The sequence below is a fragment of the Thalassospira sp. MCCC 1A02491 genome (genome assembly GCF_001613785.1).
GTDB classification, from domain to species: domain Bacteria; phylum Pseudomonadota; class Alphaproteobacteria; order Rhodospirillales; family Thalassospiraceae; genus Thalassospira; species Thalassospira povalilytica.
The window spans coordinates 23,889-33,004 of the sequence record NZ_LPVX01000010.1 but is presented as its reverse complement, the minus strand read 5'-3'; the positions used below and the strand labels follow the sequence as shown (position 1 = coordinate 33,004).

General features: G+C 56.8%; 8 protein-coding genes and 1 pseudogene. 6 read left to right on the top strand and 3 right to left on the bottom strand.

The features are described 5' to 3' along the window. Positions 1–543, top strand: a pseudogene (locus tag AUQ42_RS05105) (hypothetical protein); the annotation flags it as partial. A gap of 56 nt (positions 544–599) precedes the next feature. Continuing rightward, a complete protein-coding gene (locus tag AUQ42_RS05100; protein WP_068518030.1) occupies positions 600–1,247 on the top strand; it encodes an isoprenylcysteine carboxylmethyltransferase family protein in 648 nt (215 codons plus the stop codon). 100 nt (positions 1,248–1,347) lie between these two features. Here the strand turns inward: AUQ42_RS05100 and ctrA are convergent, their stop codons facing one another. Further along, positions 1,348–2,043: a response regulator transcription factor CtrA gene (ctrA, locus tag AUQ42_RS05095; protein ID WP_068518026.1), complete on the bottom strand. Its 696-nt coding sequence runs from the start codon at positions 2,041–2,043 to the stop codon at positions 1,348–1,350. A 404-nt stretch (positions 2,044–2,447) separates the two neighbouring features. Here ctrA and fliI point away from each other — a divergent pair, with 404 nt between their 5' ends. Then, complete coding sequence (gene fliI, locus AUQ42_RS05090; RefSeq protein ID WP_068518025.1) at positions 2,448–4,031, top strand: flagellar protein export ATPase FliI; 1,584 nt, start codon at positions 2,448–2,450, stop codon at positions 4,029–4,031. 79 nt (positions 4,032–4,110) lie between these two features. Beyond that, on the top strand, positions 4,111–4,539 hold the full coding sequence (locus AUQ42_RS05085) for a flagellar FliJ family protein (protein ID WP_068518024.1): 429 nt from the start codon (positions 4,111–4,113) through the stop codon (positions 4,537–4,539). A gap of 223 nt (positions 4,540–4,762) precedes the next feature. Here the strand turns inward: AUQ42_RS05085 and AUQ42_RS05080 are convergent, their stop codons facing one another. Together AUQ42_RS05080 and AUQ42_RS05075 are read right to left on the bottom strand one after the other, a co-directional pair. Further along, positions 4,763–5,242 (bottom strand): YbaK/EbsC family protein, encoded by a 480-nt coding sequence (locus AUQ42_RS05080; RefSeq protein WP_068518023.1) that lies wholly within the window; start codon positions 5,240–5,242, stop codon positions 4,763–4,765. Beyond that, positions 5,239–5,979, bottom strand: coding sequence for a TerC family protein (locus tag AUQ42_RS05075; RefSeq protein WP_181848984.1), 741 nt, complete (start codon positions 5,977–5,979; stop codon positions 5,239–5,241). The genes AUQ42_RS05080 and AUQ42_RS05075 overlap by 4 nt, the downstream gene beginning before the upstream one ends. 201 nt (positions 5,980–6,180) lie before the next feature. Here AUQ42_RS05075 and AUQ42_RS05070 point away from each other — a divergent pair, with 201 nt between their 5' ends. Next, positions 6,181–7,422 carry an ABC transporter substrate-binding protein gene (locus AUQ42_RS05070; protein ID WP_068518022.1) on the top strand — a complete coding sequence of 414 codons (1,242 nt, stop codon included), beginning with the start codon at positions 6,181–6,183 and terminating at the stop codon, positions 7,420–7,422. Positions 7,423–7,428: 6 nt separating this feature from the next. Further along, a complete protein-coding gene (locus AUQ42_RS05065) occupies positions 7,429–9,114 on the top strand; it encodes an ABC transporter permease (protein WP_068518021.1) in 1,686 nt (561 codons plus the stop codon). Positions 9,115–9,116: the final 2 nt, after the last annotated feature.

Here is a 9,116-nt window from a genome sequence, read left to right as displayed (position 1 = left end):
GCGGGGGGCTTTGCCTTCCCGAAACCGAAACATATGCAAACCGGCGCCGGCACCACCGGAACCGCCGGTGCGGGGACGACCCCGGCCCGTCCTGGGACAACCGGGACCACTGGCACCACTGGAACAACCGGCATTCGCCCGATCTCTGCAACCGGAACGTCCGGGCTTGGCAGCACGACGCGTCCTGGCACCACCGGAACGACCGGGTCCACCGGCACGGCAGGTGGCACCACCGGGACAACGCCGCGCCCGCTGGGCGGGGCAGGAGGGTCGACTACGCGTCCGACCGGCACCACGGGAAGTTCGTTCAGCAAACCGTCAGGTTCGACTGGTACTGGTTCGACAACCCGTCCGGGGACAACAGGAACGACCGGTACCACCGGTTCGACCTATCGCCGGCCGCTTGGTACCGGCACAGGTAGCAGTGGCACGACATCAAGGCCGACGACAGGCACCGGGAATACAAGCAGTTCTTCCGGAACGACACGCCCGTCCACGACCTTTGATCGATCACGTTTTGGCAAACCGGACGACAAAAAGTAGTCGGCAGCCGGTGTGACCCCGACTGTTTCCGTTAAACCGAAACGTCGGGAATGAATATGATCCCACAATTGACCGAGACCGTCGCAGCCCCGCGTCAGGCGCTGACTGTTTTGCAGCGCCGCCGCAAGCTGGTTATTGCGGCGCTTGCGCTGGTGTTGCTTGGTACATTGCCGCTGATCCAGTCTGTTGCCAAAGTTCAGATGTCGCTTCACGAGGGGATCGAACTGGGGGGGATTGGCCTGATCGCGGTGGCGATTTTCGGCCGCGCCTGGTGTACGCTTTATATCGGCGGGCGCAAGGCACAGCAGCTTACCGATCGTGGTCCCTATTCCATCAGCCGCAATCCGCTTTATGTCTTCAGCTTTATCGGAGCAGCCGGTGTCGGTGCGCAAACCGGAAGCCTTGTGATTTCGGCCATCTTTGTTCTGGGCGCAGTTGCGGTCTTCCTGCCGGTCATCCTGCGCGAGGAACGGGCCCTGGCGCAGCTGTTCGGTCCGCAATTCGAGCGCTATCAGGCCCGGGTTCCCCGGTTTGGCCCGCGTTTTTCGGCATGGAGGGATATGGACGCCATCGAAGTGCGTCCGAAGCTTCTGTGGCGGACCTTGCGTGACGGGCTGGCCTTTTTCCTGGCCGTGCCTTTGTTCGAGTTTTTTGACTGGTTGCAGGTCAGCGGGATTGTGCATCCCCTTGTGCATTTGCCCTGACGGGTGGCAAATGCAAAACGCCCCGGTGCAGAACCGGGGCGTTTTGTGTAACGAGCACTGCTGTGACGTTTCCGGGCGCTTGGACAGGAAAGGTCAGATATCAGGCCGCAGCACTATTGGTGTCGGGATCGCGCAGGACATAGCCCCGGCCCCAAACCGTATGAATGTAGTTGTCGCCTTTGGTTGCCGACTGGATTTTCTTGCGCAGTTTGCAGACAAAGACGTCAATAATCTTGAGTTCCGGCTCGTCCATACCGCCATAAAGGTGGTTGAGGAACATTTCCTTGGTCAGTGTCGTGCCTTTGCGCAGCGACAGCAATTCAAGGATGCCATATTCCTTGCCGGTCAGATGCAGCGGCGATCCGTCGACATCGACGGTGCGAGCATCAAGGTTGACGTTGAGTTTGCCCGTCGAAATCATCGACTGGGCATGCCCACGCGAGCGACGGACGATCGCCTGGATGCGTGCCAGCAATTCGACCTTGTCGAACGGCTTGGTGAGATAGTCATCAGCGCCAAAACCAAGGCCTTTGACCTTGTCTTCGGTTTCGGTCAGACCCGACAGGATTAGGACCGGCGTGTCGACGCGTGCGTCGCGCAAACGTCTGAGAACCTCATAGCCGTCAATATCTGGCAGCATCAGGTCCAGAAGAATAATATCGTAATCATACAGCTTGCCGATCTCGAGACCATCTTCCCCAAGGTCGGTTGTGTCAATCACCATGCCTTCCGACTTAAGCATCAGTTCGATGCTATCAGCATAGGTGTTGTCATCCTCAACAAGCAGCACCCGCATGTTTCTGCTCCGTTACCGTGTTCCGCAATAAGTCCGTGTTAATCCGGATATTTGACAAGCGCCCCAACGTTTGTCGGTGGGAAATTTTTTCCCATTCCGTTAACGATACGTTGCTTTGCGACTCGTGGCAAGCAGGCGAGTCGCATCTCGTTAACTTTTTTTCATCACAAGAAGCGACTCGGGGCCGGAATGCGAGTTTTCCCAACGGTTTGCGGCGTTAACCGTCATGGGGCGCGCAAACAAAAAAATTTGCGATTTGCTGTCTACACAGCTTTTTAACATCGATTATGCCAATATATTTGGTACGACGCGGCGCGATTTGCCACCCCCATGTCATGTTCGGGGATCAAAATCGCCTGCTTGGAAAAAATTGAAATCAACTGCTGGCTGAGAAGGTCCGGGGCGTGTTTCAGATTGGTCGCAACATCATCGCAGAACTCAGACGCATTCCCGATTACCGGGTTGTCGGGCGCGTGACCGCGGTGCTCGGCCTTCTGGTCGAGATCGGCGGTGTCGAAGGGGCGCTGTCGGTTGGCGACCGCTGCAAGGTAAAGCGACGCGACGGCAAGGCAGTGATTTGCGAAGTCGTCGGTTTCCGCAATGAACGCGCGCTTTTGATGCCGTTTGGCATCCTTGACGGGATCGGGATCGGTTGCGAAGTCGAACTGGGGGATACCCAACCACAGGTCTATCCCGATGAAAGCTGGCTGGGGCGGGTGGTCAATGCCTTTGGCGAGCCGGTGGACGGCAAAGGTCCGCTGTCTGAGGGCAACAAGGCCTATCCGATCCGTAACATGCCGCCATCGGCCCATTCGCGACAGCGTGTCGCGGGCAAGATTGATCTTGGCATCCGGGCGATGAATACGTTTCTGACCTGTTGCCGCGGCCAACGTATGGGCATTTTTGCCGGGTCCGGTGTCGGTAAATCCAGTCTTTTGTCGATGATGACACGCCATACGACATCGGATGTGTCGGTGGTCGGGCTGATCGGGGAACGTGGCCGCGAAGCGCGCGAATTCATCGAAGACGATCTGGGCGAAGAAGGCCTGCGCCGGTCGGTGGTCGTGGTGGCGACATCGGACGAACCACCGCTTATGCGTCGTCAGGCGGCCTATATGACCATGGCGATATCGGAATATTTCCGCGATGTCGGGCGTGATGTTCTGTGCATGATGGATTCCGTGACCCGTTTTGCCATGGCCCAGCGCGAAATCAGTCTTTCGGTTGGCGAGCCGCCCGCATCAAAGGGCTATACGCCAACCGTGTTCGCAGAATTGCCGCGTCTTTTGGAACGTGCCGGTCCCGGTGGCCCGGGGCAGGGATCGATTACCGGCCTGTTTACCGTTCTTGTTGACGGCGATGACCATAACGAACCGATTTCCGATGCGGTGCGCGGTATTCTTGACGGGCACGTGGTGCTGGATCGATCGATTGCCGAGCAGGGGCGTTATCCGGCGATCAATATTTTGCGCAGCGTGTCGCGTACCATGCCCGGCTGCAACAGCGAGGAAGAAAACCAGATCGTGGCGCGTGCGCGTCAGTTGCTGGCAACCTACGAAGACATGGCCGAGCTGATCCGGCTCGGGGCCTATCGCCAGGGGACCGATCCCAAAGTTGACGAGGCGATCCACTATTTCCCGCTGATCGAGGAATTCCTGAAACAGCGCAAAACAGAATGCACGCGCCTGAATGAAGGATATGTCGAATTGGCCCGTCGTCTGGATCTTCTGGCCGAAGAACCCGAAGACCCCCGTATCGCCAAGGGGCGCCAGTCCCAACAGGCGCAGGCCGCACAACAAAACGCCCAGGCTGGTGGTTCGCCACACGGTATCCCCGATGAAATGCCTGCACCCGCGCCGGCACCGCCGCCGTCGATCGGTCCGAAAATCAATCGCGGGCCAAAGGTCAACAGCCGGTCACGCGCTGGCAGTGAACGCGAACTCAATGATGCCAAACGCGCCCTGCGCCGCGACAAAAAAGAAGGCTAGTGCACCGATGATGGGGATGCCACATGACAGGCGTGGCCGTCAGGGCCGCTTGGGCAGCCTGAACAGCAGGACATAATCCATGGCCAAGGATTTCAAAACACTGGTGCGCATGCGCAAATGGGCGCTTGATGACAAGCAGCGTGAACTTGGTGAAATGCTGGGGGTTCTTGGCAAACTGGAAGCCGAGAAAGAAGCACTTGAACAGGCAGTGATCAACGAACAGCGAATTGCGGCGGAAAATCCCGAACTGGCCGGATTTGCCTATGGCGGGTTTGCCAATGCGGTGATCGCCGAGCGCGAAGCAATTTCAAAAATGATCGCCCAGCAGGAAGAAAAGATCGATGCCTTTCGCGATGAAGTTGCCGATGCCTTCAAGGAATTGAAAACAGCCGAGATCGCCGAACGCAACCGGGCCGAAGCCGAACGCGCAGAAGAAGAAAAGAAAGAACAGGACGAACTTGATGAAATCGGCACCCGTTCGGCAACCCGCGATGATGGCCTGATCTAAGGCCCGGGCTGATGCGCCTGAGACGATTTTGTCGGTGCCTGGCGAGCGCGCTTTGACAAGGAACAAAACGCAAAGCGACGCAGCACTGAGGTCACGTTCCTTGACGTTGCAGGCAAGGAAAACATCCGACCCACCCAAAGCCGAACAATATCAAAGCGGTCAGGTGACGATCAGGCGGGTTTCAACACCCCGCATATGCTTTCTTGCAAATACCGTCCGTTGATCACACGGCAATCGTGACCCCGGTTTCAATGTCGGTAACGTTGCGCAATTCATCCGGGGTCAGGGCAAAGACCGTTTTGGGTGTGCCCGCAGCAAGCCAGATGGTTTTCTTTGCCAGCAATTTGGCATCAATCAGGGTTTCAACCGGATGGGCATGGCCAAAGGGCGGGACACCGCCAATGGCGTAACCCGTATGTTCGCGGACTTCATTGGCATCTGCCTTGCGGATCGAAAGTCCGATCAGGCTTGCGACCTTGTTCAGGTCAACCTGATCGGCCCCGTTCATGATGATCAGCACCGGTTTGCCGGCTTCGGTCATGAAGACCAGAGATTTCCCGATATCACTGATGTCACAGCCGATGGCATTTGCCGCGTCGGCCGCGGATCGGGTGCCATCGGGGAATTCGAATACGTCAATATGACCAAGATTGTTGGCATCAAACGCATTTTGCAGACATTGCGGCGGAGAAACTTTTTTCATTGGCCTGTCTCTTGTGCGCGACGGTTCAGTTTGCGTTTACGGTTGAGAAGATTAAGCGTCTCGACCGAAAGGCTGAAGACCATCGCGAAATAGATGTACCCTTTGGGGACGTGAATTTCGACACCGTCAAGCAACAGCACAAACCCGACAAGAATAAGGAATGATAGCGCTAACATTTTGACCGACGGATGCTTTTCAACAAAGTCGCCAATGGTCTTGGCCGCGGCCAGCATCACCAGAACCGACAGGATGACGGCGATCACCATGATCGAGATGTGATCAACCAGACCGACAGCGGTAATCACGCTGTCGAGCGAGAAAATCATATCAAGCAGCATGATCTGCACGATGGTCATGGCAAAGCCCGACATGATTTTGCCCGGCCCGTGTTCTTCGGGTTCGTCAATGGTGTGATGAATTTCCTTGGATGCCTTGGCAATCAGAAACAGCCCGCCAATGATCAGGATCAGGTCACGTCCGCTGATTTCCTGACCAAAGGCGGAAAACAGCGGGGCGGTCAATTGCATGACCCAGGCAATCCCGGCCAGAAGTCCAAGCCGCATGCCCATCGCGGCCAGCAATCCGACCCGGCGTGCCGATGCCTGCTGGTTCGGGGGCAGTTTGGAAACGATCACTGACAGAAAAACGATATTGTCGATCCCGAGAACGATTTCCAGCGCGGTCAGGGTGGCAAGACCCATCCACATGTGCGGGTCGCTCATCCATTCAAACATCATTAAAACCCCGTAACAGGCAGCACAGACAAAAATTGACCGCAGATAAGGTGTGGCTCATCGTGTTCTAACGCAAGCGTGAATTGATTTTACCCAAGGCGGGCTTAAAAAATGCCAACACTAAAATCAAACGGCTAACCATGGTCATGCCCATATCAAAATGGGGTATGATGACAGGTCATCAGGTGAAAAGGATTGTCCGATATGCGTTCAAGAATGCGTGCTTTTGTCTCTGCGTTGGCCCTGGCGACAGGCATTGCAACAGCATCGGTGTCATTGCCGGCATATGCGGACCCGGCCCCCGATGTCGGGAACTGGCAGTCGGTTCTTGATCAGGCCCGCGGGCAGACTGTTTATTGGCATGCATGGGGCGGGGAGCCGCGCATCAATGATTACATTGCCTGGGCCGGTGATCAGGTTTTTGAACGTTACGGGGTCAAGGTCGTTCAGGTCAAACTGACCGATACCGCCGATGCCGTGACCAAGGTGCTGTCGGAAAAGACCGCCGGGGTGAATGATGGCGGTGCGGTTGATATGATCTGGATTAACGGTGAAAACTTTGCCGCGATGAAGCGCAATGAATTGCTGTTTGGTCCGTGGGTCGAAGAAACGCCAAATTTCGAATATGTCGATGTTGAAGGCAAACCCACGGTGATCAACGATTTTACCGTTCCGACCGACGGGCTAGAAGCGCCGTGGGGCATGGCACAGGTCAGTTTCTATTACGACACCGCCAAACTTGATAGCGTGCCGAAATCCGCGCAAGCCTTGCTGGAATGGCTGGCAAAAAATCCTGGGCGCTTTACCTATCCGCAGCCGCCAAACTATATGGGATCGACCTTCCTGAAACAGATTCTGACCGAACTGGTCAAAGACCCCAAGGTCTTGCAGCAACCGGCTGACGAAGTTGATGCCAAGGCGGTTCTCGAACCGCTTTGGGGATATCTTGAAGATTTGCAGCCGCTATTGTGGCGCAATGGTCAGGCCTATCCGCAGAACGGGGCGGCGATGCGGACCCTGCTTGGCGATAACGAAATCGATATCGCGTTTTCATTCAGCTCGGGCGAAGTGTCATCGGCGATCGAGGCGTTCGAGCTTCCCGATACGGTGCGATCCTATGTGTTTGACAATGGCACGTTGGGCAATACCAACTTTGTGGCCATCCCCTATAACGCATCGGCAAAGGCCGGTGCGGTGGTTCTGGCCGACTTCCTGATGTCACCGGAAGCCCAGCTGCGCAAACAGGACCCGCAATATTGGGGCGCTGATACGGTTCTTGCGATGGGCAAGCTGCCTGCCGACATGCAGGAAGCCTTTGCCAATCTTGATCTTGGCATTGCATCCCTTGCACCGGCTGAACGTGGCAGGGTTTTGCCTGAACCCCATCCAAGCTGGATGGAGCTGGTCGAAACCGAATGGCAGAAACATTACGGCGTGGTGCAATAATCGCGCATGTTGCGATTTGTCCCCATCATCACGATTGCCTTTATGATCGGCCCGGTATCTGCCGGGCTGATTGGCACTTTATTGCCGGCATTTGGCATTTTGCCAGCACTTGGCGGAACTGAGCCCGGACTTGATCCGTGGGCCGCCCTTTTCGCGCAACCGGGGATCTGGCAGTCAGTGCGGCTGTCGCTGGTCAACGGCCTGATTGCAAGTTTCGTGTCGGTTGCGATTGTCATGCTGTTTTGTGCCGCCTGGCAGGGCACCCGGATTTTTCGGGCCATGCAGCGGATATTGTCACCGATCCTGGCGGTTCCGCACGCGACCGCGGCATTCGGACTGGCGTTTCTGATTGCGCCGTCGGGCTGGATTGCACGTTTGATTGCCCAGTTTGCCGGATGGGATCGCCCGCCCGATATCGCGATCATTCATGATCCGCTGGGGATTGCGATGATTGCCGGGCTGGTCGCCAAGGAAATCCCGTTTCTGTTTTTGATGAGCCTTGCAGCCTTGCCGCAGGCCGATACCGACCGCACCGCCCAGATTACCGCCACATTGGGCTATGGCCGGATTGCCGGATGGTTCAAGGCGACATTGCCACGGATTTACCCGCAAATCAGATTGCCGGTATTGGCGGTTCTGGCCTATTCGACGTCGGTTGTTGATGTTGCGATCATTCTGGGCCCGACAACACCGGCACCGCTGGCGGTTCGGATATTGGGGTGGCTGTCCGATCCTGATCTCGCATTGCGGTTCATGGCATCAAGTGCGGCAATCTTGCAGTTGCTTGTCGTTGTGGTGGCCATCGGGATCTGGGTGGCCGGGGAACGGATCATCGCACTGACCGGGCGCCAGATCGCCGCCAATGGCCAACGGTTCCGCCATGATGGTGGCATGCGCGCCGGAAGCGCGGTTTTGGCCGGATTGTCGGCCGGGGCCCTGATACTGGGACTTGTGGTTCTTCTGGTCTGGAGCATTGCCGGGTTCTGGGGATTTCCCGATATTTTGCCCCGCAGTTTCAGTTTGCGTCTTTGGCAGCGCGAATATGACGCGATCGGAAGCAGCCTTGTCACCACGCTTTTGATCGCGGTGCCGACTGTTGTGATTGCGATTGCGCTTGTTCTTGGGTGTCTGGAACACGAAACCAGAAGCCGTCACAAACCCGGTCGCGGGGCGATTTGGCTGATTTACCTGCCGCTGATTGTGCCGCAGATCAGCTTCATGTTCGGGTTGCAGGTATTTTTTACCCTGATCGGGCTTGAACGGACCCTGATATCGGTTGTGCTGTCGCATCTGGTGTTTGTGTTGCCCTATGTTTTCCTGTCGCTGTCTGATCCGTTTCGGGCACTTGATCCGCGATACGGGCAGACGGCACTTTGTCTTGGGGCATCACCAATGCGGGTATTCTGGCACGTGCGTTTGCCATTGCTGACCCGTGCGGTTCTGACCGCGATGGCGGTTGGGCTGGCGGTGACGGTCGGGCAATATTTGCCAACACTTCTGATCGGGGCGGGGCGGTTTGCCACCGTCACGACCGAGGCCGTGGCACTGGCATCGGGGGGCGACCGCCGCATGATCGGGATCTACGGATTGTTGCAGATGGTTTTGCCATTTGCCGGATTTGCCTGTGCATTGCTGATACCGGCCATCCTGTTCCGCGATCGGCGGGGCATGAATGCACAGAACAGGGGATAGAA